We start from the raw sequence: 22,976 nt of genomic DNA on the forward strand, positions 1-22,976 counted from the left end.
GACGATAGCGGGCCGCTCGCCGGCCTCTTTGCCGGGGCCGCCTTCTTCGCCCCGGCGGCGCCGTTCGCGCGGGCCTCCTTCACCCACAGGCGCAGTGTCTCGCGGTTGATGCCCAGGTCCCGGGCCACCGACGCGTACGTCCGTGCCGGGTCAGACAGGTACAGCTCGATGGCGTCCGCCTTGAACTCCGGCGGATACGACTTCATCGCCACGTGGAACTCCTTGCCTCCGGATGTCCATCATCCGGCACTCAAGGTGTCCACACATTGGGGAGAGGGCCCCCAGATCTGGTGCGAGATCGTCGCGCTGGCCTGCGACCTCATGGCCTGGATGCAGATGCTCGCTCTGCAGGGTCCCGCTCGCCGCTGGGAGCCCAAACGGCTGAGACTGCGCTTGTTCTCCGTCGCCGGGCGCCTGATCCGCGGTGGTCGGCGGCTCTGGCTACGCATCGCCGCTCACTGGCCTTGGGCCGCACAGACCGTCGCCGCCGTCACCCGGCTACAAGCCCTGCCCGCGCCGCCCTGACCAGCACCAAGCCGTTCCACCGACCAAGAAAGGAGAGCAACGGGCTGGTGGAACCCCGTCCACCCGGCACGACAGCCGGGCTATCACGCTGACCAGGAAGCGAAATCACCCCTCAGCCGAAGACACCAGCCGACCACACGAAGATCATGAAAGATCGAGGCTAAAGACCGGAAGTATCAGAGCAGTATCAGGAGCCCATTTTGGGGGCGAATATGAAAAACCCCTGAGTCTCTGACCTGCCGAAACTCAGGGATTCCCTGGTGTCCGAGGGGGGACTTGAACCCCCATGCCCCGCAAAGGGCACTAGCACCTCAAGCTAGCGCGTCTGCCTATTCCGCCACCCGGACTTGGTGCCTGCACGCGGGACCGTCATCCCGCGTCGGCGGACTCAGGTTAGCAAACTCTTGAGCCCGCGTCATATCGGTAAGAGACCCCGCTCGGAGGGGGTGCCGAGAGAGGGGGGCGACGGCAGGATGGGAGGCGCAAGCCGTACCGATCCTCAAGCCGTACCGATCTCAGGGAGTTGCGATGACCAGGCTCAATGGTGAGGACGAGGTCACGGGGCTGTGCCGTGATCTGATCCGCATCGACTCGACCAACGCGGGCGACAACACCGGTCCCGGGGAGAGGGCCGCGGCGGAGTACGTGGCCGAGAAGCTGGCCGAGGTCGGGCTGGAGCCGCGGATCCTGGAGTCGGACAGCCGCCGGGCCAACGTGGTCGCCCGAATCGCGGGGGAGGACCCCTCTCGTGACGCGCTGCTCCTCCACGGTCACCTCGACGTCGTGCCCTTCGACGCCGGCGACTGGACCATGCACCCGCTCGGCGGGGAGATCGCCGACGGCTGCGTCTGGGGGCGGGGCGCGGTCGACATGAAGAACATGGACGCGATGATCCTGGCCGTGGTCCGCCAGCGGCTCAGCGAGGGGCGACGCCCGCCGAGGGACGTGGTGCTGGCGTTCACCGCCGACGAGGAGGCCGGTGGCAGGTACGGCGCGCAGTGGCTGGCCACCGAGCACAAGGACCTGTTCGACGGGTGCACGGAGGCGATCGGCGAGGTCGGCGGGTTCAGCGTCTCCATCGACGAGACGCGCAGGCTCTATCTCATCGAGGCGGCGGAGAAGGGCATCGCCTGGATGCGGCTGACCGCCGCCGGCCGGGCCGGGCACGGCTCCATGCTCAACGCCGAGAACGCCGTCACCGAGCTGGCCGAGGCGGTGGGCCGCGTCGGGCGTTACGAGTGGCCGATACGGCTGACGCGGACGGTGGAGACCTTCCTCGCCGAGACCTCCGGGGCGCTGGGCCTCGAACTCGACCCGGACGACCCCGAGGCGACCGTGGCCCAGCTGGGCCCGCTGGCCCGCATGATCGGCGCCACGCTGCGCAACACCGCCAACCCCACGATGCTGGACGCCGGTTACAAGGCCAACGTGATCCCGCAGACCGCGACGGCCCACGTGGACGGCCGGTTCCTGCCCGGGTATGAGGACGAGTTCTTCCAGACCCTCGACGAGCTGCTCGGGCCCAATGTGACCAGGGAGTTCGTCTACCACGACGTCGCCATCGAGACGGGGTTCGACGGGCCTTTGGTGCGGGCGATGGCCGACGCGCTCCTCGCCGAGGACCCGGGCGCGCTCGCCGTGCCGTACACCCTGTCGGGGGGCACGGACCTGAAGGCGTTCAGCACGCTGGGTATGCGCGGGTTCGGGTTCGCGCCGCTGAGGCTTCCGGCGGACTTGGACTTCTCCGGGATGTTCCATGGGGTGGACGAGCGGGTGCCGGTGGATTCGCTCCGGTTCGGGGTCCGGGTGCTTGACCGCTTCCTGGACGACTGCTGAGGGGTTCTTTCGGAAACCTGTCACATTGACTCGGCGTAGTGCTAGCGTAACTCTCCGTTGAGCGGTTGGGCTCTGCTCAGGCAGGCTCGACCGGGAGCTTCGGGGAGGTTACGTGGCACGCATGCCGCAGGAGCAGTGGGGGGCGTCTTCGCCCGCTGTTCGGCACGTGCCCGGAACGGTCTCCGCTGACGACGCCGTTTCCGTCCGGGGCGTCCGGACGGCGCGGTTCGCGGCCGACGCCCGGCGGATCGTCAGGCGAGTCTTCGCGATCGGCGGCCTGCTGGCCGCGGGATGGCTGCTCGCCGTCGTCTTCGGACTCCTCGGCGCCGCTCCGGCGGCCGCGGACACCACCGCGGTGACAGGAGTGGCCGGCTCCGCCGTTCCCGGCTCCGCCGCTGCCGGATCGGCCTTCCAGGCCGATGTCTTCCCCACGGACAGCGACCGGCTGTCGGCGTCGGGCAACGCCGAGGCCATGGCGGGGCGGGGTGTGGACGGGCTCACCAGTCATTCGAAGCCGGGATTCCCGGCGCCGACGACCGCCGACCACAGTTCTGGCGGCAATGGGTTCGTGCCCCAGACCAGTGGTGGATCCGGCTTTTCAGGGCCGGGTGTGGGGGATGTCGCGCGGTTTGTCTACGACCCGTGGTTGATGGCGCAGTGCGCCCCGCAGGCGTGCGTGCTTCCCCCTGTCGTCCGCACAGCGGCGGACGACCCTTCTTTCTCTCCCGACTGACCCCGTCCCACGGATCGGCCTCGTCTCTCCGACGAGCCCGCCGGTCACGGAGCGAGCCTTGACCCCCTCTGCGGGGGGCCGCTCCGTCAATGGATGGGCAGTTTCACATTCCTCGTGACGATCGTCGAGGCATCCGCTGTGCGGGTGCTCGTCAGGACCTCGCATGCCTTCGCGCCGGTCACGAGATGTCAGGTTCCCCCTAAAAAGGATCGCTAGGAGCATAAATCATGCGTACGTGGGTTAAGGGTACGGCTCCCGCAGCACTGCTGGCGCTGGGTGTCATGTCCATGGGCAGTGGTACGGCTCTCGCCGACACCTCCGGCGACGGCTCGATCGCCGGAGGCAACCAGATCAGCATCCCGATCACCCTGCCGATCGACATCAGCGGCAACGCCGTCGGTGTCGCGGGCGGGGCGACCGGGTCGTCCAAGGGGGGCGCCTCCGTCGAGAACTCCGGTGGCGGCTCGGGCGTCCAGGGCAAGACCTCCGGTAACTCGTCCATCCTCGGCGGCAACCAGGTCACCGCGCCGATCACCGCTCCGGTCAACGCCTGCGGCAACGCGCTGTCGCTGTTCGGCGGGTCCGAGGCGGGCTGCAAGGGCGGCGCCTCGGTCAAGAAGACCGGTCGCGGCGGTGGTGGCGGTGCCGGTGGCAACCGTACGAGCGGTGACCACAGCATCCTGGGCGGTAACCAGGTGGTCGCGCCGATCACCGCGCCGATCAACGCCTGCGGCAACGCGGTCGCGGTGCTGGGCGGGTCCCAGGCGGGCTGCAAGGGCGGCGCCTCCGTCACGGGTCCCCGGGGCGGCGGGTCCGGTGGCGGCGCGGGTGGTAACACCACCTCGGGCAGGTCCTCGGTGCTGGGTGGTAACCAGGTGGTCGCGCCGATCACGGCGCCGATCAACATCTGCGGCAACTCGGTCGCGGTTCTCGGCGGGGCCTTCTCGGGGTGCAAGGGCGGCGCCCACGTCCCCGGTGAGCCCGGCCGTCCCGGTGAGCCCGGCCGTCCCGGTGGGCCCGGCTGGCCGGAGCGGCCCGGTTACCACGGCGGACACGGTGGCCACGGTGGGCACGGCCCGCGTCCCGGTTCGACCGGCAACGACACCGACGGCCGCTTCGGTGCGGGTAGCGGCAACCAGGTGATCGCTCCCGTCAACCTGCCGATCAACGCCTGCGGTAACGCGATCGGCCACGCCGAGGCGGGGTGCGAGGGGAGCCCGTCCGTCGTGGACACGGGGTCCGGTGGCGGCGCGGGTGGTAACACCACCTCGGGCAGGTCCTCGGTGCTGGGTGGTAACCAGGTGGTCGCGCCGATCACGGCCCCGGTCAACGTCTGCGGCAACGCCGTGGCGGTCGCCGGTGGCGCCTTCGCCGGCTGCAAGGGCGGGGCGTCCGTGGTGAACGGCGGATCCGGCCGTGGCGCGGGTGGTAACACCACCTCGGGCAGGTCCTCGGTGCTGGGTGGTAACCAGGTGGTCGCGCCGATCACGGCCCCGGTCAACGCCTGCGGCAACGCGGTCGCGGTGCTGGGCCGGTCCGAGGCGGGCTGCAAGGGCGGCGCCTCCGTCACGAGCTCCCGGGGCGGCGGCGGGGTCGCGGGCGGCGCGGGTGGCAACGTCACCTCGGGTAGGTCCTCGGTGCTGGGTGGTAACCAGGTGGTCGCGCCGATCACCGCGCCGGTCAACGCCTGCGGCAACTCGGTCGCCGCCCTGGGTGACGCCGCCGCGGGCTGCCTCGGCGGCTCCCAGGTCGGCTCGGACGGGCCGCGTCGCGGCCACTGGGCCGGGATCCCCCGTAGGAACAGGACCAGCGGCCTGATGTCGGCGCTCCCCGTCGTCCCGGCCCGCAACGGGGCCAACGGCGTGGGCGGCCTGACCGGGCAGGCGGGTGGCTCCGCCCTCCCGGCCCTGCCCGTCGTCGGCGACGTGCGGGACATGGCGGACCTGCCCGCCCTCCCGGCCCTGCCCGCTGCTCAGGGCCGGGGGGCCAAGACCCTGCTCTCCCACGGAGCCCAGGCCCCGGCGCCCTCCCGGGGCGGCCGGCCCCCGGCGCGGAAGGCCGGCTCCGCGCTGGGCGCCGTGACCGACCTGAACTCCGCGGCGGACCTGGACTCCCTGACCGACCTGAACTCGGCCACCGACCTGGGCTCCGTGAAGGGCCTGGTCTCCTCCACCCCGCTCGGCGGCCTCGGCCTGATGAGCGCCGCTCAGCCCGTCGGTGTGACCGGGATGAACATCGGCTCGCTGTTCGCCCTCGTGCTCGGTGCCATGGCCGCGGCCTCCGCCACCCTGTTCGCGGCCGGCCGTCGCATTCGGCTCGCCAAGAAGTAAGACGTTGGTCACTCTCCAGTCATGTCTCCTCGGATTTTCCGAGGGAGACGCATAGACGCCTCGCCCGTTGAGACCGAAGGTCGTGGCTGCGCGCCGCGGCCTTCGCTCGCCCGGTGAGGTGGAGAAGCTTTGCCCGTTCCGGGGGCGCGGCCCGGGGCGGGCAAAGCCATGTCCGGGGTCACAACGTCCTGCTCACACGTATGATCTTGCGACGCAGTCGAACGTCCCTGCGGCCGTCGGGATACAGTCGCAGACGGTCGAGTTCCCAGCCGCCGTATTCTGCGTGTTCGGTCAGTATCCTCCGGGCAACGTCCCGGGAGGTGCCGCGCGGAAGATGGAGAACCAAGTAGGAGTAGTCGACCACAGCGATTAGTCTCCGAAGGTGGGCTGGGGAACGTCGGCCCTCATAGGGCTTTATTGTGCGTCCTTGCGGCTTTACTTGGGAGTGTGCCCGATCCAGATCGGGTAACCCGAGGGGAAGTAACCGGGGAACGAATGCGAACAGCGAGGTAGGAAGCAGCGTGCCAGCCAAGAACGGCAACGCCGGCGGAACCCGCCTGGTGATCGTCGAGTCGCCTTCCAAGGCGAAGACCATCGCTGGGTACCTCGGCCGCGGCTACGTCGTGGAGTCCAGCATTGGACATATTCGCGACCTCCCGGAGAAGGCCGATGACATCCCTGAGAAGTACAAGGGCAAGTCCTGGGCCCGCCTGGGCGTCAATGTGGATCATGAGTTCGAGCCCCTCTATGTCGTCAACGCCGACAAGAAGGCGCAGGTGAGCAAGCTCAAGCAGCTGCTCAAGGACGCCGACGAGCTCTATCTGGCCACGGACGAGGACCGGGAGGGCGAGGCGATCGCCTGGCATCTCCGCGAGGTGCTCAACCCCAAGGTGCCGGTCCACCGCATGGTCTTCCACGAGATCACCCAGCGGGCGATCCAGGAGGCGGTGGCCAATCCACGCGCCCTGAACCTGCGTCTGGTGGACGCCCAGGAGACCCGCCGCATCCTCGACCGCCTCTACGGCTACGAGGTCAGCCCCGTCCTGTGGAAGAAGGTCAAGCCCCGCCTGTCCGCCGGGCGCGTGCAGTCGGTGGCGACCCGGCTGGTCGTGGAGCGCGAGCGCGAGCGGCTGGCGTTCACCAGCGCGAGTTACTGGGACCTGCAGGCGCTGTTCGACACCGGGCGCGACGAGTTCCCGCACGAGTTCGCCGCCGCGCTGACCGGTGTGGACGGCAGGCGTGTCGCCCAGGGCCGTGACTTCGCGAGCAACGGCGTGCTCAAGAACGCCGACCTGCTCCACCTGGACGAGCAGGCGGCGCGGGCGCTGGCCGGCCGGCTGGCCGGGACGGCCTACAGGGTCACCTCGGTCGAGCGTAAGCCGTACACGCGTAAGCCGTACGCGCCCTTCCGGACGACCACCCTGCAGCAGGAGGCCAGCCGGAAGCTCGGCTTCTCGGCGAAGTCCACGATGCAGGTCGCCCAGCGGCTGTACGAGAACGGCTTCATCACCTACATGCGGACCGACAGCATCACGCTCTCGGAGACCGCCGTCGCCGCCGCCCGCAGCCAGGCCATCAAGCTGTACGGCGCGGCGTACGTGCCCGACAAGCCGCGCGCCTACGCCAGCAAGGTCAAGAACGCCCAGGAGGCGCACGAGGCGATCCGCCCGTCGGGTGAGGAGTTCCGCACGCCCGGTGAGACCGGGCTGAGCGGTGACATGTTCCGGCTGTACGAGCTGATCTGGCAGCGGACCGTGTCCTCCCAGATGAAGGACGCGGTCGGCGAGTCGGTCAGCGTCAAGGTGACCGGCGCCTCCAGCTCGGGCGAGCAGGCCGAGTTCTCCGCCACCGGCAGGACCATCACCTTCCACGGCTTCCTCAAGGCGTACGTCGAGGGCGCGGACGACCCGTCCACCGACCGTGACGACTCCGAGAAGCGCCTGCCCAACCTGGCCGAGGGCGACCGTCTCACCGCCGCCGAGCTCAACGTGCTGGCGCACGCCACCAAGCCGCCCGCGCGGTACACCGAGGCCTCGCTCATCAAGGAACTGGAAGATCGGGAGATCGGGCGGCCCTCGACCTACGCCTCGATCATCGGAACGATCCTGGACCGCGGCTACGTGTTCAAGAAGGGCACGGCCCTGGTGCCGTCCTTCCTGGCGTTCGCGGTGGTCAACCTGCTGGAGCAGCACTTCGGGCACCTCGTCGACTACGACTTCACCGCCGACATGGAGAAGGTCCTCGACGACATCGCCAACGACCGGGCGGAGCGGGTGCCCGAGCTGCGCCGTTTCTACTTCGGCGAGGAGGGTGACGAGGGCCTGAAGGAGCTGGTCAGCGACCTCGGCGAGATCGACGCCAAGGAGATCAGCTCCTTCGCGATCCGGGGCACCGACATCATGATCCGGGTGGGCCGGTACGGCCCCTACCTGGATCGCGACGGCGCCCGGGTGAACGTGCCCGAGGATCTGGCCCCCGACGAGCTCACCGCCCAGATGGCCGAGGAGCTGTTCTCCCGCCCGACGGGCGGCCGGGAGCTGGGCAAGGATCCGGTCACCGGCAACCTGATCGTGGCCAAGGACGGCCGCTACGGCCCGTACGTGACCGAGATCCTCTCCGAGGAGCCTCCGGCCGAGGGCAAGAAGAAGACCAAGAAGGCCGAGGCGGCCAAGCCGCGTACCGGGTCGCTGCTGAAGTCGATGTCCCTGGACACCATCACCCTTGAGGACGCGCTGAAGCTGCTGTCGCTGCCCAGGCGGCTCGGGGAGATCGAGGGCCAGGAGGTCACGGCGCAGAACGGCAGGTTCGGGCCCTACGTGAAGAAGGGCACCGACTCGCGCTCGCTGGCGTCGGAGGAGGAGATGTTCACGGTCACGCTGGAGCAGGCCAAGGAGCTGTTCGCCCAGCCCAAGGCCCGGGGCCGGGGTCGCGCCGCCGCGGTGCCGCCGCTGCGCGAGCTCGGCGTGGACCCCGTCTCCGGTAAGCCGATCGTGGTCAAGGAGGGGCGTTTCGGCCCGTATGTGACCGATGGTGAGACCAACGCCTCGCTGCGCAAGGGCGACGAGGTCGAGCAGATCACCACCGAGCGCGCCGCCGAGCTTCTCGCCGACCGCCGCGCTCGCGGCCCGGCGCCCAAGAAGCGCGCAGCCCCCCGGGCGAAGGCCAAGGCCTGACGGTCCCCCCGGGGCCGGGACGCGTCCCGGCCCCGGGGGCCTGTCGTCCGGCGTGCCCGCCGCGGGGACGGACCGGACGTATTACCCCCATGCGGTACCCTCGTGCGACGAGCGGCCGGGCATATCCGCCTGACCCGTGTTCTCCCCAGTCCGGCGAGCACCTGGATACTCTGACATCATGACCACCCCTGGCCGGAACACCGCGCGTCGCAAGCCCCCCCACGTGCTGGCCAACCCGCCGTTCCGCAAGCTGTGGACGGCCATGTCGGTGTGCAGTCTCGGGGACTGGCTCAACATCATCGCGTTGACCGCCCTCGCGGGTAACCTCACCGCGGGCGCGGGCTACAAGGCGCAGAGCCTGGCCATCGGCGGTGTCTTCGTGGCGAAGATGCTCCCGGCCGTCCTGCTGGGCCCGCTCGCGGGCGCGTTCGCCGACCGGTTCGACCGCCGGCTGACGATGTTCTTCGCCGACCTGTCGCGCTTCGCGCTGGTCCTGTCGATCCCGCTGATCGGCAACTACCAGTGGGTGATCGTCGCCACCTTCCTGGTCGAGTGCGTCAACCTCTTCTGGGTCCCCGCCAAGGACGCCACGGTGCCCAACCTGGTGCCCAAGGAGCGGCTGGAGGAGGCCAACCAGCTCAACCTCCTGGTCACGTACGGCACGGCTCCGATCGCCGCGCTGCTGTTCGCGGTGCTGTCGGTCGCGGACGACGCCCTGAGCAACTTCATCCCGTACCTCGCCGGCCGGGAGACCTACCTGGCGCTGTTCATCAACGCCCTCGCGTATCTGGCGTCCGCCGTCATCATCTTCACGCTCAAGGACATCCCGAAGACCGCCCCGGCCACCGCGATCTCCACGCCTTCGGTGCTGCGGCAGATCGTCGACGGCTGGCGGTTCGTCGGCGGCGACCGGCTGATCCGGGGTCTGATCATCGGCATGCTCGGCGCGTTCGCGGCCGGCGGCGCGGTGGTCGGTGTGGCCAAGCTCTACGTGCAGGAGCTGGGCGGCGGCGACGCGGCCTACGGTGTGGTGTTCGGGGCGGTCTTCGTCGGCATGGCGTCCGGCATGTTCTTCGGGCTCAGGCTGCTGCGGGAGCTCTCCCGGCGCAGGCTGTTCGGGCTGTCGATCCTGGTGGCCGGGGTGGTGCTCGCGGCGATCGCGGTCGTCCACAACCTGGTGATCGTCGTCATGCTCACCGTCGTCCTCGGGGCGTGCGCCGGGATCGCCTGGATCATCGGCTACACCATGATCGGCCTGGAGGTGGAGGACAGGCTGCGCGGCCGTACGTTCTCCTTCCTGCAGTCGCTCGCTCGGGTCACCCTGCTGCTGGTCGTCGCGGTCGCGCCGACGCTGGCCGGCCTGTTCGGCAGGCACGAGATCAGGCTCCGCCAGGAGACGGTCTACGTGTTCGACGGCTCCAACCTGGTGCTGCTGATCGGCGCGCTGCTCGCGGTGGTCGTCGGGTTCCTCGCGCTGCGGCACATGGACGACCGCGAAGGCGTGTCGATCTTCGTCGACCTGCTCGCGGCGGTGCGCGGCGAGCGCTTCACGCCGGAGGAGGACGAGCAGCCGCGCGGGCTGTTCGTCGTGTTCGAGGGCGGCGAGGGGTCGGGCAAGACCACCCAGTCCAGGCTGCTCGCGATCTGGCTCAGGGACCAGGGGTTCGACGTCGTGCAGACCCGGGAGCCGGGCTCGACCAAGGTGGGGATGCGGCTGCGCGCGATCCTGCTGGACGCCGTGCACCAGGGGCTGTCGGCCCGCTCCGAGGCACTGCTGTACGCGGCCGACCGGGCCGAGCACGTGGAGAAGGTCATCCGGCCGGCCCTCCACCGGGGGGCGCTGGTGATCTCCGACCGGTACGTCGACTCCTCGCTGGCCTACCAGGGGGCTGGCCGGGCACTGGATCCGGCGGACATGGTGAAGATCAACAACTGGGCCACCGGCGGGCTCGTCCCCGACCTGACCGTGCTCATCGACACCCCGCCGTCCATCGGGCTGGCCCGGCTCGGCGGTGCCGTCGACCGGATCGAGGCCGAGCCGCTGGAGTTCCACGAGCGGGTGCGCCGCGAGTTCCGCGCGCTGGCCGCAGCCGAGCCGGAGCGCTACCAGGTCGTCGACGGGACGCTCCCGCAGGAGCAGATCTCCCTGCTCATCCACGACCGGATGCGTGAGCTCCTGCCCGACCCGGTGCCGCACGAGTCGGAGGACGCCACCGGGACCATCCCCGTCATCCGCGACTGATCCCGGCGGTAGGTTGAGGACGTGGGAGTCTTCGATGACCTTGTGGGGCAGGAGCGGGCGGGTGTGACGCTCCGCCGGGCCGCGGCGGCGGGGGCCGAGCTTCTGGCCGGTGGGCGTGGAGCGGGGATGACCCACGCGTGGCTGTTCACCGGGCCGCCCGGATCCGGCAGGGAGGAGGCGGCGCGGGCGTTCGCCGCCGCGCTGTTCTGCTCCGAGCAGGGGTGCGGCCACTGTGACATGTGCCATCAGGTGGCGATCGGCTCCCATCCGGACCTGGAGATCGTCCGCCCGCAGGGACTCTCCTACGGTGTCAAGGACACCCGCAGGCTCATCCTCAGGGCGGCCGGCGCGCCGACCCTGGGCCGCTGGCGCGTCGTGCTGTTCGAGGACGCCGACCGCGCCACCGAGGGTGCCTCCAACGCGCTGCTCAAGGCGATCGAGGAGCCGCCGCCGAAGACGGTCTGGCTGCTCTGCGCGCCCTCCCCGGACGACATGATGATCACGATCAGGTCCCGATGCCGGGTGGTCACCCTCGTCACGCCGCCCGCCGTCGCGGTCGCCCATGTGCTGGCCACCCGGGAGAACGTCCCGCCGGCGGTGGCGGAGTTCGCCGCCAGGGCCGCTCAGGGGCACATCGACCGGGCCCGCAGGCTGGCGCTGGACGAGGACGCGCGTAAGCGCCGCGACGCGGTGCTCTCCATCCCCCGGTCCCTCACCGGGGTGGGGGAGTGCGTGCTGGCCGCCGAACGGCTGGTGAAGACCGCGGAGGAGGAGGCCGCCGCGGTCACCTCGCTGCTGAACGAGTCCGAGATCTCCGAGCTGCGGCAGATCTACGGTGAGGGGTCCTCGGGCAAGGGGCTCAACAAGGGGTTGATCCGGGGCGGGGCCGGAGCGCTCAAGGAGCTGGAGGAGCGGCAGAAGTCCCGGGCCACCCGGACCAAGCGCGACGTCATCGACGGCGCCCTGCTCGATCTGGTGGCCTTCTACCGCGACGTGCTGGCCGTGCAGTTCGGCGCGCCGGTGGAGCTGGCCAACGAGGACCGCCGGGCCGAGCTGAACGGCCTGGCCACCTCCTCCACCCCCGAGGACACCCTGCGCAGGATCGACGCGATCATGCGCTGCCGCGTGAGGCTGTCGGCCAACGTCAACCCGCAGATGGCCGTCGAGGCGATGACCATCTCGCTGCGGCAGCCCGGACTCTGACCTCTCTCCCCTTCCGGTGGCCGCGGGGATGCTCCGTCGCCACGTCCGGTGAGTGGGGGAACACCCGCCGCCCTCGCGCGGCCGGCCTCCGGTGGGGGGCTCCGTGCTGCCGGGGAGGGCGACCTCGTAGCCACGGTGCCCTTCCGGCCGGCGGGGACGGTACGGAGGAGCGCCTTCTCGTCCGGCGGGGCTGGAGCTCGGTGCGGTCGGCTCGGGCGGGTACCGCAGGCCGGTGGACTCCCAGGATCCGCACATTTCGGATATCGGCTGGTGAGGGGGTGGGTGCCGTCCCCATCAAGCGGCCCCTACATACTGTTTTCTCATTAAATGGAACTATTCCTGGCTAAAGCCCCTCAAAGAATGAGTGCCATCGTTAGGATTCACAGCGAATTTTGCTGCATTCGTTATAAAACTACCGAACAGTGTCCTGCTCTACGGGGATGGGCAGAGAAGGACCGGGGGACGCTTGGTCAGCATGGAAGCACGTCACGGGGTGATGGGGCCGGGGGTAAGGCGAGCCGTCACCAGCCGGGTGACCAGCGACGACACGCTGAGGGTCGAGTGGCCGGAGCCCGACGACGGAGAGATCGTCCTGAGGAACGTCGAGACCGGGGAGGAACGAGAGGGTGCCGACCTCACGGGTCTGCGGGCCGGGATCTGGATGGCGTCACACCGGGGCGAACCCCTCGCCACCGACGATCCGGGATTCTCGCTGGACGGGTTGCTCGCCTACGCCGAGACCCCCCGAACCCGGGAGATCCGGGCGTTCCGCACCTCCGGCGGGACCCTCGGGCTGACCGTGCGGGAGGTGAAGCCGTACGTCGAGGTGACCGGAGTCCAGTCCGACGACGGGGTGATCGAGGTCGAGGGCCTGATCGCCTACGGCACGCCGATCGACGGACCGGCCAGGCTGGTGGCCGTGGCCAGGAGAGGGCCGGAACCGGTGAGCGGACCGGCGGCCTTCCACCGGCGGCGCTTCGAGGGCAGCGTACGGATCGCGCCGATGGCCGCGACACAGGTCAGGCGGCGGGTCTTCTGGGACCTCCACGCGGAGGTCGGCGGGGTACGGCTGCCGCTGGCGGCCCGCCTCGACGACGTCACCGACAAGAAGGCCAGAGTGCGCTTCCCCGCCCAGTATGTGGAGCGGGTGAGGGTACGGCCCTACTACACCGAGTCCGACAGCCTGGCCGTCGCGTTCACCGTCGAGGAGGAGAGCTCGTGAAGATCTCCTATCTGATCCTCAACGCCTACGGCATGGGTGGCACGATCCGGGCCACCTTCGACCTCGCCACCGAGATGTCCGAACGGCACGACGTCGAGGTGATCAGCGTCTTCCAGCACGCGGACCGGCCCTTCCTGCCGCTGGGACCGAAGGTCAGGCTGCGCTCGCTGGTGGATCTGCGGCCGGGGGCCCGGGTGCGCTGGCCGTACACCAAGAGGGCTGAGCGGCTGAGCGGCCAGGAGAGCACGCTCGTCCACCCCGAGGAACGTGCCTACGCCTCCTTCAGCGCGTGGAGCGACGAGGTGCTCAGGCGCGAGCTGCAACGGCTCCGCAGCGACGTGCTGATCACCACCCGGGCCGGGCTGAACATCATGGCCGCCAGGTTCGCCCGCAAGAGGATCGTGACAATCGCCCAGGAGCATCTGCACTTCGAGGCCCACCAGCCCGGCATCTTCGCGGAGATCCGGCGGTGGTATCCGAGGCTGGACGCGCTCGTCACCCTCACCGAGGCCGACGAGCGGGACTACCTGAACATGCTCGACCGGGCGCCCACGCGGGTGTTCACCATCGGCAACGGGCTGGCCGGAGGGCCGCGCCCCCGCTCCAGGCAGGAGAACCGGATCGTGGTGGCCGCCGGGCGCCTGGTACCGGTCAAGGGGTACGACCGGCTGCTGAAGGCGTTCGCCCAGGTGGTCGGGGAACGCCCGGACTGGAGGCTGCGGATCTACGGCGAGGGCCGGGTCTCCGAAAAGCTGCTCAGGCTGGCCGTCAAGCTGCGCCTGCACAACAACGTCACGTTCATGGGCCCGACCGGCGACATCGAGGGCGAGTTCGCCAAGGCGTCGATCCACGTGGTCAGCTCCCGCTTCGAGGGCTTCGGCATGACCATCATCGAGGCGTTCGCCTGCGGTGTGCCGGTGGTGAGCTTCGACTGCCCCCGCGGCCCCCGCGAGATCATCACCTCCGGGCACGACGGGCTGCTGGTCCCGCCCGACGACGTGGACGCCTTCGCCGCCGGGCTGCTCAAGATGATCGAAGACGACGAGGGGCGGCGCGAGATGGCGCGGAACGCCGTCGAAACGGCCCGGAACTACGACATCTCCATGATCGCAGACCGTTGGGAGAAGGCCTTCGCCGAACTCGTGCGCTGAACCCATGCGCCGGACGTGGTCGATCAGAGGTGCTCGGCGCACTCGGTCGTGGCGGGGAACTCCCGCTTCAGGTGCTGAGAGGGAGTGCTCCACGCGAGTGCCGGGCCGGCGGGAGCGGCCCCGGTCCGGCCTCAGGTGATCTGATTCCGGGGCGGAGCGCCGAGGTCCGGATCGTGACAGGACCCGGCGGCCCGGCTCCGCGGCGGGAACGCCGTGGCCCGGCTCCTCAGCGGGACGGATCACACCGTGGTGGGCCGTGGTTCCGTCGCGGTACCGCTGAGGCCCTGTCGTGTGGCCTCCCCATGGCCTTCCCGTGGTTCCCTCATGGGTTCTCCGTGGTGTCCGGGTAGTCCGCGCGCGTAGGGTGGCGGGGTGGGCGCTAGCCGTACCCCAGCAGTTTTGGAGCCACATGAGCATGATCATGGCCGTGAGCTTCACCCGCTACGGCCGGCTGTACTATCTCGACCCCGGCGGCCACACCCCCAAGGTCGGCGACAAGGTGCTCGTGCCCACCGACGCCGGGCCCGAGGTGGCCGAATGCGTCTGGGCGCCGCAGTGGACGAGCGAGGAGATCGGCGGGCTGCCGGTGTGCGAGGGGCTCGCGGGCGAGGAGCACCTGGCCCGTGACGAGACCAACAGACGGCGGCGTGCCGAGGTCCGCAGCGTCGCCAAACGCCTGATCAGACGGCACACGCTGCCGATGAAGGTCGTCGGCGTCGACTATCTCGACGCGGACAACGTCTACACGGTCTACTTCTCGGCCCCCCAGCGCGTCGACTTCCGGGCCCTCGTCCGCGACCTGGCCCGCAACCTCCGTGCCCGGGTGGAACTGCGCCAGATCGGGCCTCGTGACGAGGCACGCCTGCAGGGCGGCATCGGCCCGTGCGGCCGTGACCTGTGCTGCGCGACCTTTCTCAAGGATTTCGAGCCGGTCTCCGTGCGCATGGCCAAGGACCAGGACCTGCCGGTCAACCCGATGCGCATCGCCGGGGCGTGCGGGCGGCTGATGTGCTGCCTCAAGTACGAGCACCCCCTCTACGTCGAAGCGCACAGCAGGATGCCCCGGGTCGGGGCGAAGGTCGGCACCCCGGAGGGGTCCGGGACCGTGGTGGGACGGAACGTCCCCTCGGACTCGGTCGTGGTCCGCATGGACGACGGCGGGCGGCGCTGCGCCTGCCCCTCCGCCTCGGTCTGCTCCCCCCGCAAACAGCACGACACGATGTACGGCGGAGCCGTCACGGTCGCCGAGAGCGGCCCCGAGGAGTAGCCGGACCCCTTTCAAGCGCCGGAAAGGGGCGATCACCTCGGCATACAGACCGTTACGCCCCTGCTGTTACGGTCTGCATGCTCCGGCACTCTCCTGACGGTCCCGGCGCTCTCCGGCCCAGACCCCGCCCCGCCCCGGGCCGGGGGCGCCGGGACGGAGCCGGGAACCGGGATCGGGGTCGGGGTCGGGGTCGGGAGACGGGACCGGGAGAAGGCTCACCGGAAGCGCTTTGCCAGCAGGTCGCCGCGCGGGTGCGAGCCGTTGACCCGTTCTTCGCCGTCGCTCTGCCGGCGCAACTCCTCGGTCCGCTGCCTGACCATCTTCTCCACGGTGGTCCGCGCCTCGGCGTCGGCGCCCTTGCCGGCGATCTCTATCAGCTGACGTTGCCTGCGGCGCTCCTCCGCCTCCCGGTACCCCTGGAGTTCGAGCTCGCCTATCCGCGCGTCCGCGTCGAGCTGGAGACGCTTCTCGTGGACCTTCTCCCGGGTCCGGGTCGCCTGGTCCACCATGCGGTCGTAGGCGGTCGTACCGCCCATGAGCTTGACGAGGACGGGAAGGCAGTCGATGAGGACGAGGAAGATCCGGAACAGCCAGCTCGCCGCGAACAGGTAGGTGTTCTCCATGGTGATCTCGTGCAGGGCCCGCATGCGCTCCAGCAGCCCGACGGGGTCGTCCCTGCCGGGCAGCGCGGCCAGCCGCTCCTGGATCCTGGCCTCGACCCGCTGCCCGAAGTCGGCCTGCTTGTCGGCCAGGGGTCCGCGCAGCGCGGATATCCGGTCCTCCAGAGACCGGAGCGTCCGCTGGTTCTCGGGCAGCCCGCTACGGCCGCTCGACGCCTTCGCCTCCCTGGTGAGCCGCCTGCAGAACTGGCCGTTGCCTCTCTGGCCGCTCGTCACGCCGGTCTTGCGGCCCAGGCACTCGTCCGTCGCCTGATCGAACAGCCGGGCTGACCGAGCCTTGTCGGCTCTGATCTGTTTCCGCAGCCTCTCGGCGTCGTTCTCCAGCTCACTCAGCCTGGCCACGTCCGCCTCGGCTCCGGAGGCCAGCAGCCTGGCGTTCCCGCACTCCCGGTTCTTCGGCGCCTCGCCCGGGGTCTGCGGGTTGCACGCCAGCAGCAGGTCCCGCTCGCTGTTCAGGGCGGCCTGCCGTCCGTCGACGACATGCTGGACCACGGCGGTCTCGAACACCCTCAGCACCAGGGGCTCGGCGAGGATGAAGCCCAGCACCCCGGCGACGAGCAGCCGGGGGATCAGCAGCATGACCCGCTGCTGCCAGATGCTGGTCACCGTCGAGACGAGCCACCTGTCGAGGTTGAGCACGATGAGCAGCCAGATCACCGTGGGGATGAGCAGCCCGATGTGGGGGCCGCCCAGGACCTGGCTCAGCGCGAACCACATGGAGACCGCGGCGATGACCGCCGTGCCCAGCACCACACCGCCGAGGCCGACGTAGCGGGTCCGCTCCAGCGGCACCTGATCGAGGATCCCCTCGTCGGCCCCCGCGAGGATCCGCAGCCGTCTTCCCAGCTCAAGCCGTTTTCCGAGGGAGAGGCGCCGGGTGTCCGGGCGTCTGCCGACCGGTGCCCTCTCAGTCATCGAGGTCCTCCAGTCCCACCCTGCGGGGGCCGTCGTCTCCGTCCTGGCGCGGTCTGCCCTCGCCGAGTTCGAGCCGCTCGGCGTTGTTCGGCGCCTCGATGAAGGGGTCGTCTCCGACGACCGAGGTCATGACCCTTTTGATAAGCATGTGCGTGTCGATGGGGAGGAAGTCCAGTGCCCCGTCGGGCAGACGGTTGATCAGCTCGGACAGGGACTTCATCCGATGCTCCTGCGCCTCCCGTGTCAGGCCCACGGCGTCCGTCATCATCAGCTGCTCACGGCTGACGCCGAACGCCGTGGTGGCCTCCGTTCCACGCTTGAAGATCTTCTCGATCCGGGACACGTCCTGGTTCTCGATCGCCCACTCCAGTTCCTTGCCCTCCTTCTCCCACTTGAGCCGCTTGAGCCGCTTGCCGTGGACGAGGATGTCGTTCGGTGGGAGCAGGGCGACGTTGACCAGGGTGACCTCAAGCCCGTCGATCCGGGGCGGGCAGAACTCCAGGTAGGCCCGGACCCGGTTGGTGACCTCCACGGACAGCAGGTGCACCTCCTCGATCGGCCTCGTCGTGCCGAGTTGCATGAGGTGCGCGTCGTTGCGGAGATGGTTGGCCAGGACCCCTGAGGCGTCCTCGACCCCGGCGGCCACGACCGCCTCCGGGTCGGTCACCTTGCAGGTGAAGGTCACCTGCACCGCGAAGTGGTAGCCCATGTCCTGAGAGGGGATCTCGATGATGAGCGTGAACTGCCGGCTGCGCATGTAGACGACGCTCACCGACCTCGCCTTCACGACGGCCTCCTCCGACCCCTTGAGGTGATGGCCTTCGGTGTACGCCTTGTAACCGCCGTTCAGCGCGAAGACCAGAACGGTTCCCACCTGGGGCTGGGGGAGTTCGTTGAGATTTCGTCGGGCGAAGAGCCCCAGCCGTCGCTGGGGAGGTCGGAGAGGGCGTTCCTCAACGATCGGATAGCCGCTGTAGGCGGGCATCGGTGTCTCCTTGAATGTCATGGGTGGTTCCGGCGGGGGCCCGCGTTGAGCAGGGCGAGGACGATGTCCTTGGTCGGCGGGGAGTCCCGCCGCGCGGGGTGGTCGGCGCAGGCGCGGCTGATGGCACGCCTGACCAGCACCGCCGCGGCCTCGGGCAGGGTGGACCACACCGCCCGGCCGAGCGCGTCCGCGGCGGCCGTGCCGCCGTCCTGGTCCTGCAGATACCGGAGAGTACGGCGCAGCGCGCGGACGGCGTCGGCACGGTGGTAGGCGTTGTGCAGCGCCCAGGCCCACAGCATGCCGATCGGCGCCGCGCTAGCCGGTTGGGAGAGCAGCAGCCGGCCCATGAGCGGCTCCTCGTGCTCCAGCCGGTCGGACTCCAGCACCCTCAGTACGGCCTGCAGAGCCCGCCGGGCCAACTGGGGCTCCATGCTCTGGTTCAGGTCGCGGTCGAGGTGCCTGGCGAGCAGCCGCAGCCCGGTCAGCGCCTCGTCGTCCCGCTCGGCCGCCGCCTGGAACATGAGCGTCAGAGCCCGCTGTGCGACGTTGCTCACCCGGATGCCGCGCAGCGACAGATACCAGAGCCAGTCCACGGTGTCGGCCGGGTACCGGATCGAGAGACCGCCCGCGAAGGCGAGCGCCGCGGTCATGGCCTGCGGCTGCCCGGCGTTCTCCACCCAGTCCAGAGCGGTGTCGAAGGCGATGGCCGCGGTGGTGTCGTCGACGCACATCATGGACAGCGTGCTGGCCGCCGCGAGCCGTTGCTGGGCCGACCCCCCGGCCCAGGGCTCAAGGAACGACTCCCCGACCTCCCCCGGTCTTCTCCGGGCGAGCAGGGCGAGGCCCGCCGCGACCTGGACCTGCACCTCGGGCAGGTCCTCGGCCAGCTCGCGGATCCACCTGCGGAGCGGCTCCTGCACCCGGTACCCGTAGTCACGGTAGAGCCGTGCGATCACCTGCTCGCGGTGGTGGAGGCCGGAGAAGACGAGCCGGGGCTCTCCCTCTCCGGCCTCTCCGGCCTCCCCGGCCGATACGGCGATCAGGGGATGCCCGTTGTTCCACAGCCTCCGGCTCTGCGGCAGGTCCTCCGCGATGGCACGCCGTTCGCCTTCGGCCCCCTGCCGTTCGACCTCGTCCGCGATGCCGGTCAGCTGTACCAGGAGGCGCTCGAAGACGCGTTCCGGCATGCCGTACGCGAAGGCGAGGGCGGCGACGGCCAGGACCTCGGAGCGCTTGGGTTCGCGGTCGAACCACTGGGTGACGGTGCTGCCGCCCAGGTCGGCCAGGATCTCCTCCGGCGTCCGGGCGCCGTTGCGCATCTGCTCGGCCATCTCGACGACCTGGCGGGGGGATCTCAGCCCGGAGACGTGCTCCCGGATGTGGGTCTCCCCCTGGAACGGGTGGCCCGTGCCGAGGTGTGCCTCAAGCAGCCTCAGCGGGTCCGGCGGCTCCCATCCGATTTCGAACGTTCCCAGCTCGGAGCGCGCCTCCGAACGGTTGAGAGTGATCACCAGATGGGCTTCCGCCTGTACCAGCTTGGCGCTCAGCGCGTCGAGGGTGAAGCGCCGCACACTCGTCGCGACGTCGCCTTCGATCCAGTCGTGGATGAAGTAGACGCGGTTCTTCTTGAACGAGGTGGACAGCAGGCCGTCCAGATCACGGTTGGGAGGGAAGACGATGACCTTGTCCGGGATGAGCCTGACCTCGGTGAGGAGGGCCGCCCCGCTCGTCCACTTGCCGATGCCCTCGCTCCCGACGAGGACGACCAGGTGCCGTTCACGCAGGATCGCCCTGGCCCGCTCGAAGCCGGGGGGCCTGACGAAGTGCCTGAGCGCGCGTTCGATGTCTTTTTGGTCGAGCCGTCCCGAGATCGAACGGGTCCCCGGGCCGCCGGCTATGCCGAAGGACGACCTCTCCGCGTTGACCTCGGCGAAGAAGTTGTTGATCACGGTCGCCGTCTGGCCGAGGGCGTCCTCGTTGAAGTCGTCGTCCGTGCTCTCGGCGTTTCCCGCGTTCGCCGCGTTCGCCGCGTTGCCGGGGTTCTCGGCGTTCCCGGGGTTCTCGGCGTCTCCGGCGTTCTTGGCGCTCTCGGCGTTCCCGGGGGTCTCGGCGCTCTCGGCGGGGGGTCCGTTCGGAGCGTTCCTCGGTTGCCCGTCCGGCTGGGGCCTGGCGGAGGCGCCGGGGCGTGCCCCGTCGTTCTGAGGGGGGGACGGTGCCGTCATGTACGGCTGATTCCGAAGTTCGCCCGGCGCGCGTCGACGGGTCCGTTCATATTGGTGATCACTTCTGCCCGCTGGGAAACGCTTATTCCGCCGTTACGCGGGCCTTCTGCCGTCTCCGGCGGTTCGGAGAGGCATTTCAGGGTTTCGGGATCAAGCTCCGGGGTCCAGATCCATGCGGGACCGGAGTACTCCTTCTCGCGGACCACGACGCGGCGGAAATCGGTGTCCCGGTAGGAGGTGTGCCCCTGGAGCACCACGTCCTCGAAAACCCGCTGGGAGAGAATCAGGACGAGATTCGCCTTCTCCCGCTCGTTGAAGATCTGCTTGAGCGGCTTCCAGGAGACCAGGCGGCTCGCCTCGACCAGCGCCTGACCGGCGTATCCGTTCACGCACGGATAGGCGGTGCCGAAGGCGAGGGCCACCCTGAGCCGGAACCGCTCCTCGGGCGCCAGGGCGTCGTTACGGTGGACGAGCCCCTGGTGGAGCGCTCGCATGTACTGGTCGACGACGAGGGGTTCGGGCTCGCTCGCCGGCAGGACCGCGAGCTCGCCGTCGCCTTCCGGCTGGATCGCCCACTCCTCGCGGTTGAGCCCGGCCTCGGTGGCGGCGGCCGTATGGAGGTCGATGAAGTTCCGCTGCATGGTCTCGTGCCGCTTGTCGTTGCCCTGCCCGTAGCCTCTCAGGTCGCTCGACATGACGAGGGCGCGTTGAAAGTAGTCGCTTTCCATAAGGGTTTCCGGTTTCTTGCCTGATGTTAGCAATGCCGACTGAAGCCATCAGTATGGAGCAGCTCGTAGGGCCACATCCCCTACTGATACGGGATGTGGTCCTGCCAAATACCGAAGATAGAGTTCAAGGTGTATTAATCCATACTCGTATCACGGCTCGCGCCCTTCCCTGGAGGTGGTTCCGAAAGGCGAGGGGGAAAATGTTACGTTGGGTCCGGCAAAAGCCTCATAAGCCAACGAATCAGGACTTGGATGACGCGCTCGCGGTAGCGGCCTCTTTCCAGGGATGCATCCAGCACGCCGACGCGAAGGCGGGCGTCCTCGTCGTGTTACACGCGGGAGCCGCCGCGATCGTCGCCACCCAGGCGTCGGCGGGCGCCAGGCTCGGCCAGATCGGGGCCGTGGTCGGATTCGCCCTGCTGAGCCTCTTCCTGCTGGGCTTCGCGGTCTCCGGCTATCACATGCTGCAGGCCATCCGGCCCATCCTGCGGTCGCCGGCCGTACAGAGCAGATACAGCATCACCGGGATCGGGTGCCACGTGCCGTCGCCGGCCACCGAGGACCTTCCGGTCAGGATCACGGAGGCGTGGGCGATGGCCCGGCTCCTCGCTCAGATCGCCGAACGCAAGTATCGCCATGTGTCCAGGTCCGTGCCCTGGACCGGGCTGATGCTCGGGGCCGCGGTCTGCTGGACGACGCTCGTCGCGGTGTGGCGGTGAGTTCGGCCCTCGGGACGGACGGCCGCTCAGGCTCATGGTGCTTCGCCCCTTTTCCGATGAACTCACCCCTCGGGGACGAATGAGTTCGACTTCCGTGGGTTCTCGTCGGCTCGGCTCCCGTGTCCCGTCAGCCCCCGTGGGTTCTCGCCGGTTCTCGGGGGCCTCCGAGGGCTCCTGGGACGAACGGGTTCAGCCCTCGGAGTCGAAGACGCGGAGCCTCTCCAGGTCCGTGATGATCACCTGTCGGTAGCTGATCTTCAGCAACCCGTTCTCCTTGAGCAGCCGGACCGCCTTGCCCACCGCGGCCTCCTTCGCGCCGATCAGCCGTCCCAGCTCCGGTTGCGACAGGCGGACACCGAGAGCCGTCCCGCCCTCGACCGCGAACCCGTGCCGTGCGGCCAGTTCGCTGAGGACGCGCACCAGCCGTACCGGGACGTCGAAGGCGGCGAAGTCGAGCCTGCGCTGGTTGGCCCAGTCCAGCCTTTGCACGATCATGGAGGCCAGCGCGGACCACGACTGCGGATGCTCGTTGAGATAGGTGATGAAAGCGGTCGCGGGTATTCGGAAGGCCAGCATGGACGTGCACGCCGTGACCGTCGCCGAGCGGCCCATCCCCCGGAGCACCGCCATCTCGCCCACCAGATCACCGCTCACCCTCACGCCGAGCAACACCTCGACGCCGTTGTCGAGGATCGCCGTGACCTTGGCGCAGGCGGACAGCCCCGGCCGGGCGGAACGGAGCAGGAGGACATGGTCACGTTGAAGGTCGCCCTGCCGGATCAGCGTCGCCCCCGGCTTGTGGGACTGTGGCTTCCCCAGGCTGAGGATCTCTCCCCGCGCGCGCTCGTCAAGGGCGGACATGAGGGTTCCCGCGGGCCAAGAGTGCCCGGACTCGTGGCGGAACGCTGATTTAGACACGAGACCTCCTTGTTTGATGGTGAATATCTGCTCCGCGCACTGATCGTCATGTTCCTGGGGGATGCGGCGGAGGACAACCTCCAGCATCGGGGATCGTCTTCTTTGTGGGGGCGATTTTCCCGCTGTC

The 22,976-nt window shown here is 69.4% G+C and carries 17 protein-coding genes, 1 tRNA gene and 1 pseudogene; 11 read left to right on the forward strand and 8 right to left on the reverse strand.

The window, feature by feature from the left end:
• Nucleotides 1-206 (reverse strand): transposase (locus ACWEF2_RS13560; RefSeq protein WP_453815267.1); only part of this gene is annotated, 206 nt, incomplete at its 3' end.
• A 76-nt stretch (nt 207-282) separates the two neighbouring features.
• On the opposite strand from ACWEF2_RS13560, the pseudogene ACWEF2_RS13565 reads away from it, so the two are divergent.
• Nucleotides 283-525: pseudogene (locus ACWEF2_RS13565) on the forward strand (transposase); the annotation flags it as partial.
• A 258-nt stretch (nt 526-783) separates the two neighbouring features.
• Here the strand turns inward: ACWEF2_RS13565 and ACWEF2_RS13570 are convergent.
• A tRNA-Leu gene (locus ACWEF2_RS13570) sits at nt 784-872 on the reverse strand.
• A gap of 181 nt (nt 873-1,053) precedes the next feature.
• Here ACWEF2_RS13570 and ACWEF2_RS13575 point away from each other — a divergent pair.
• The 3 genes from ACWEF2_RS13575 (at nt 1,054) to ACWEF2_RS13585 (ending at nt 5,424) form a co-directional block, all read left to right on the forward strand.
• Complete coding sequence (locus tag ACWEF2_RS13575; RefSeq protein ID WP_453814965.1) at nt 1,054-2,361, forward strand: M20/M25/M40 family metallo-hydrolase; 1,308 nt, start codon at nt 1,054-1,056, stop codon at nt 2,359-2,361.
• A gap of 121 nt (nt 2,362-2,482) precedes the next feature.
• Nucleotides 2,483-3,094, forward strand: coding sequence for a hypothetical protein (locus ACWEF2_RS13580; RefSeq protein ID WP_453815268.1), 612 nt, complete (start codon nt 2,483-2,485; stop codon nt 3,092-3,094).
• A 227-nt stretch (nt 3,095-3,321) separates the two neighbouring features.
• A complete protein-coding gene (locus ACWEF2_RS13585) occupies nt 3,322-5,424 on the forward strand; it encodes a chaplin family protein (RefSeq protein ID WP_453814967.1) in 2,103 nt (700 codons plus the stop codon).
• A gap of 178 nt (nt 5,425-5,602) precedes the next feature.
• On the opposite strand, the gene ACWEF2_RS13590 is transcribed toward ACWEF2_RS13585, so the two are convergent.
• Complete coding sequence (locus ACWEF2_RS13590) at nt 5,603-6,019, reverse strand: DUF5703 family protein (RefSeq protein WP_453814969.1); 417 nt, start codon at nt 6,017-6,019, stop codon at nt 5,603-5,605.
• On the opposite strand from ACWEF2_RS13590, the gene topA reads away from it, so the two are divergent.
• The 6 genes from topA (at nt 5,946) to ACWEF2_RS13620 (ending at nt 15,682) form a co-directional block, all read left to right on the forward strand.
• The gene (topA, locus tag ACWEF2_RS13595) at nt 5,946-8,597 is read left to right on the forward strand and encodes a type I DNA topoisomerase (protein ID WP_453814971.1); all 2,652 of its coding nucleotides are present in this window, start codon (nt 5,946-5,948) and stop codon (nt 8,595-8,597) included. The genes ACWEF2_RS13590 and topA overlap by 74 nt on opposite strands.
• A gap of 178 nt (nt 8,598-8,775) precedes the next feature.
• Complete coding sequence (gene tmk, locus ACWEF2_RS13600; protein ID WP_453814973.1) at nt 8,776-10,839, forward strand: dTMP kinase; 2,064 nt, start codon at nt 8,776-8,778, stop codon at nt 10,837-10,839.
• Nucleotides 10,840-10,860: 21 nt separating this feature from the next.
• Nucleotides 10,861-12,042, forward strand: a complete 1,182-nt coding sequence (locus tag ACWEF2_RS13605) for a DNA polymerase III subunit delta' (RefSeq protein ID WP_453814975.1) — start codon at nt 10,861-10,863, stop codon at nt 12,040-12,042.
• Between the two features lie 475 nt (nt 12,043-12,517).
• Nucleotides 12,518-13,264 (forward strand): hypothetical protein, encoded by a 747-nt coding sequence (locus ACWEF2_RS13610; protein WP_453814976.1) that lies wholly within the window; start codon nt 12,518-12,520, stop codon nt 13,262-13,264.
• Nucleotides 13,261-14,415, forward strand: coding sequence for a glycosyltransferase family 4 protein (locus ACWEF2_RS13615; protein WP_453814978.1), 1,155 nt, complete (start codon nt 13,261-13,263; stop codon nt 14,413-14,415). Before ACWEF2_RS13610 ends, ACWEF2_RS13615 begins: the two co-directional genes overlap by 4 nt.
• Before the next feature lie 415 nt (nt 14,416-14,830).
• Complete coding sequence (locus ACWEF2_RS13620; RefSeq protein ID WP_453815270.1) at nt 14,831-15,682, forward strand: PSP1 domain-containing protein; 852 nt, start codon at nt 14,831-14,833, stop codon at nt 15,680-15,682.
• Nucleotides 15,683-15,897: 215 nt separating this feature from the next.
• Here ACWEF2_RS13620 and ACWEF2_RS13625 read toward each other — a convergent pair whose 3' ends face one another.
• Genes ACWEF2_RS13625 through ACWEF2_RS13640 form a run of 4 tightly spaced genes read right to left on the reverse strand, consistent with a single transcriptional unit; the run spans nt 15,898 to nt 21,212 of the window.
• Nucleotides 15,898-17,277 carry a DUF4407 domain-containing protein gene (locus tag ACWEF2_RS13625; RefSeq protein ID WP_453814980.1) on the reverse strand — a complete coding sequence of 460 codons (1,380 nt, stop codon included), beginning with the start codon at nt 17,275-17,277 and terminating at the stop codon, nt 15,898-15,900.
• Nucleotides 17,270-18,262 (reverse strand): hypothetical protein, encoded by a 993-nt coding sequence (locus tag ACWEF2_RS13630; RefSeq protein ID WP_453814982.1) that lies wholly within the window; start codon nt 18,260-18,262, stop codon nt 17,270-17,272. Before ACWEF2_RS13630 ends, ACWEF2_RS13625 begins: the two co-directional genes overlap by 8 nt.
• Nucleotides 18,263-18,279: 17 nt before the next feature.
• Entirely contained in the window at nt 18,280-20,484 is a 2,205-nt protein-coding gene (locus tag ACWEF2_RS13635) for a hypothetical protein (RefSeq protein WP_453814984.1), read from the reverse strand.
• Nucleotides 20,481-21,212, reverse strand: coding sequence for a hypothetical protein (locus ACWEF2_RS13640; protein ID WP_453814985.1), 732 nt, complete (start codon nt 21,210-21,212; stop codon nt 20,481-20,483). Before ACWEF2_RS13640 ends, ACWEF2_RS13635 begins: the two co-directional genes overlap by 4 nt.
• Before the next feature lie 248 nt (nt 21,213-21,460).
• On the opposite strand from ACWEF2_RS13640, the gene ACWEF2_RS13645 reads away from it, so the two are divergent.
• Nucleotides 21,461-21,931 (forward strand): hypothetical protein, encoded by a 471-nt coding sequence (locus ACWEF2_RS13645; protein WP_453814987.1) that lies wholly within the window; start codon nt 21,461-21,463, stop codon nt 21,929-21,931.
• 189 nt (nt 21,932-22,120) lie between these two features.
• Here the strand turns inward: ACWEF2_RS13645 and ACWEF2_RS13650 are convergent, their stop codons facing one another.
• A complete protein-coding gene (locus tag ACWEF2_RS13650; protein WP_453814988.1) occupies nt 22,121-22,792 on the reverse strand; it encodes a Crp/Fnr family transcriptional regulator in 672 nt (223 codons plus the stop codon).
• Between the last annotated feature and the right edge of the window lie 184 nt (nt 22,793-22,976).

This window comes from Streptosporangium sp. NPDC004631 (assembly GCF_053601935.1).

Bases quoted from the DNA above. Each gene is read 5' to 3' on its own strand.
- ACWEF2_RS13575 (WP_453814965.1), top strand. From the start codon at position 1,054: ATGACCAGGCTCAATGGTGAGGACGAGGTCACGGGGCTGTGCCGTGAT.
- ACWEF2_RS13580 (WP_453815268.1), top strand. From the start codon at position 2,483: ATGCCGCAGGAGCAGTGGGGGGCGTCTTCGCCCGCTGTTCGGCACGTG.
- ACWEF2_RS13585 (WP_453814967.1), top strand. From the start codon at position 3,322: ATGCGTACGTGGGTTAAGGGTACGGCTCCCGCAGCACTGCTGGCGCTG.
- ACWEF2_RS13590 (WP_453814969.1), bottom strand. From the start codon at position 6,019: ATGGTCTTCGCCTTGGAAGGCGACTCGACGATCACCAGGCGGGTTCCG.
- tmk (WP_453814973.1), top strand. From the start codon at position 8,776: ATGACCACCCCTGGCCGGAACACCGCGCGTCGCAAGCCCCCCCACGTG.
- ACWEF2_RS13610 (WP_453814976.1), top strand. From the start codon at position 12,518: ATGGAAGCACGTCACGGGGTGATGGGGCCGGGGGTAAGGCGAGCCGTC.
- ACWEF2_RS13620 (WP_453815270.1), top strand. From the start codon at position 14,831: ATGATCATGGCCGTGAGCTTCACCCGCTACGGCCGGCTGTACTATCTC.
- ACWEF2_RS13625 (WP_453814980.1), bottom strand. From the start codon at position 17,277: ATGACTGAGAGGGCACCGGTCGGCAGACGCCCGGACACCCGGCGCCTC.
- ACWEF2_RS13630 (WP_453814982.1), bottom strand. From the start codon at position 18,262: ATGCCCGCCTACAGCGGCTATCCGATCGTTGAGGAACGCCCTCTCCGA.
- ACWEF2_RS13635 (WP_453814984.1), bottom strand. From the start codon at position 20,484: ATGACGGCACCGTCCCCCCCTCAGAACGACGGGGCACGCCCCGGCGCC.
- ACWEF2_RS13640 (WP_453814985.1), bottom strand. From the start codon at position 21,212: ATGGAAAGCGACTACTTTCAACGCGCCCTCGTCATGTCGAGCGACCTG.
- ACWEF2_RS13650 (WP_453814988.1), bottom strand. From the start codon at position 22,792: ATGTCCGCCCTTGACGAGCGCGCGCGGGGAGAGATCCTCAGCCTGGGG.